The organism is Hydrocoleum sp. CS-953 (assembly GCF_002260545.1).
GTDB lineage: Bacteria > Cyanobacteriota > Cyanobacteriia > Cyanobacteriales > Microcoleaceae > Trichodesmium.
Genome location: NZ_LGSU01000329.1, coordinates 1 through 2,761, shown reverse-complemented (window position 1 = coordinate 2,761; position 2,761 = coordinate 1). Strand labels below are relative to the sequence as shown.

The window sequence follows — 2,761 nt, the reverse complement described above, 5'->3', positions numbered from 1 at the left end:
CTTTAAGTTCTTTCGTTGCTCATTATTCTAGCTAAATTAATCTTTGTCAAATACTTTGGAGAAAGTTTAATATTTGTCTTATAATTGAAACAATTATTAATATAAAGGCAATAGTTATCATATTATGATAAAAAGTTTTTAATGATTATTGCTAATCAGTCGATTATACAAACCTATTAATTGACTAAACTAAAAAATGAGTAACTTACCACAGTTTGCTGAGTTCATTCAAAATAAAGAGGCGATCGCCATTGCCAATTGAGGGAGAGCGATCGCCTCTTCGTGATCCAGATGCGGACATGATATAACTCCCAATATGTGGGATGAATTAGTGTGGGGTGTGTGGGGTGTGTGGGGAGTGAAAGATTCATCCCTTTGTTCAGCAACGCCGGATCAAATATCTCTGGAAGTTATATAGCAATTTGGCTTTGTTGCATGAAAGTATATAGCTGCCACACTTGTACTTCATAATGCGCGGAAACTGCTGTAACTATTGTCCAATAGATGAATAAAACGTCAACTATTGTCCAATAGATGAAGAAAACATCAATCTCGGAAAAGAGAGCAGAAAAGAGAGCAATATAGCTACTACATTTGCTCCGCGTTTTCCTGAGGTCATGCTCTGCTTTCCATGTGCGTAGTAAAGCTGAACAAATGTTCGGTCGCGCAGCGGAACGGATGTTCTATCGCTACTTTCATGCAACAAAGCCTAGCAATTCCCATGGTTGTGAGGTACAAAATTCTAGGCTCTAGGGAACAGGGAATAGAATCAGGACTAAAGCCATGCAAACCCAGAAACCGGGTTTCTCGTAGATGTTTATTGTCAAAAACAATGATTTACCGTAGAAACCGGGTTTCTTTGCGTAAGTCCTGAGAATAAAAATAAAAAGAGATGTACCTTATAACTCTGAGAAACCCTATATCATACCTAGTTAAATACTTATAAATAAATTTATTTGCTCACAACAGAAATATCTTTATTTTATTTGGTATAATCAACTTGCGAATATATCAGTTATCTAGATATGATTAAATTTAATTCCCCCAAAAAATATTATCGTAAACTAACAATTTTATTCACAGCTATTTTAATATTTTTCCTCAGCGCTTGTAGACCAGCAACATCAAATTATCAATCTCGTATCGTAGTTTCTACCCCAAGCGATGCTTCTACTTTTAACTATCCATTAAATCAGTCAGCATATAGTGTTTTTGGTTATATTTATGACGGCTTAATTATTGAAAATGGTGTAACAGGAGAATTAGAACCAGCATTAGCTGAATCTTGGGAAGTTTCCGAAGACGGACAAACAATAGTTATTACTTTACAAGAAGATTTGAAGTGGTCGGATGGAAAACCTTTAACTGTTGATGATGTGGTATTTTCCTACAACGAAATATATCTCAACGACAAAATTCCTAGCAGCTTTAAAGACATTCTTAGAATCGGTCAAAGTGGTGCTTTACCAACAGTAAAGAAAATCGATAATCTCCGTGTAGAATTTTCCACACCCGAACCTTTTGCTCCTTTTGTCAGATATGCTGGAGGATTACCTATTCTACCTGCTCATGCTTTAAAAGAATCAGTTCGTACTACTAATTCAGAAGGAGAATTAAACTATCTAACAAAATGGGGAACCGATACTCCAGTCACAGAAATTGTTGGAAATGGAATGTATCGCATCAAAAGTTATACTCCAAATCAACGAATTATTTTAGAAAAAAATCCTTTTTATTGGCGCAAAGATGACCAGGGAAATAATCTGCCTTTTATTGAAAATATTGTTTGGCAAGTTATCGAAAATACAGATAATCAACTGTTAAATTTTCGCTCTGGAGAACTAGACACTATTTCAGTAGTACCAGAAATGTTTACTCTGTTGAAACGAGAAGAAAAACGAGGGCAATATACTATATATAATGGTGGTCCGGAAACTACTTCTAGCTTTATTTGTTTTAATATAAATCAGGCAAAAAATGCTGAAGGCGAACCATTTGTAGACCCGATTAAATCTGGATGGTTTAATAAAAAAGCTTTTAGACAGGCGATCGCCTATGGGATTAATAGAGAGGCAATGACAAATAATATATACCGTGGATTAGGTGCGCCTCAGTATTCTCCAATTCCTGTAACAAGTCCTTTCTATTTATCCCCAGAAGAAGGTTTAAAAATTTATAATTACGACCCCGAAAAAGCTAAAAAACTTTTACTTAGTGCAGGTTTTAAATATAATCAAAATGATGAGTTATTAGATAGTGAAGGTAACAAAGTAGAATTTACTTTATTATCAAGTGCGGGTAGAAAAGTCAGAGAACAAATGGCAACACAAATCAATCAAGATTTAGGGAAATTAGGTATTAAAATAAATATGCAATTTCTCAGCTTTAATACTTATGTAAGAAAACTCTCTTTATCTAGAGATTGGGATGCTTATCTGGGAGGTTTTACAGGAGGAAGTATTGAACCTCATGGTGGTTATAATATTTGGTCTGTAAATGGTAGATTACACACTTTTAATCAAGGACCTCAACCGGGAGAGGAAGAAATAAAAGGCTGGAAAGTAAATGATTGGGAACAAGAAATAGACGATCTTTATATTCAAGCATCTCAAGTATTAGATGAAGATAAACGCAAAGAATTTTATGGTCAAGCACAACAAATTATTGCTGAAGAATTACCTTTTATATATATGGTAAATCCTCTAGAATTTGATGCTATTCGTGACCGAATTAAAGGGATTAATTATACTGAGCTAAGTGG

2 protein-coding genes are annotated in these 2,761 nt (G+C 34.6%); one reads left to right on the top strand and one right to left on the bottom strand.

The window, feature by feature from the left end:
* Positions 1 to 224: 224 nt before the first annotated feature.
* Entirely contained in the window at positions 225 to 371 is a 147-nt protein-coding gene (locus AFK68_RS36230) for a hypothetical protein (RefSeq protein WP_168186301.1), read from the bottom strand.
* Between the two features lie 654 nt (positions 372 to 1,025).
* On the opposite strand from AFK68_RS36230, the gene AFK68_RS03045 reads away from it, so the two are divergent.
* Positions 1,026 to 2,761: ABC transporter substrate-binding protein (locus AFK68_RS03045; protein ID WP_143437465.1), on the top strand; the 1,736-nt coding region annotated here is incomplete at its 3' end.

Bases quoted from the DNA above. Each gene is read 5' to 3' on its own strand.
- AFK68_RS36230 (WP_168186301.1), bottom strand. From the start codon at position 371: ATGAATCTTTCACTCCCCACACACCCCACACACCCCACACTAATTCAT.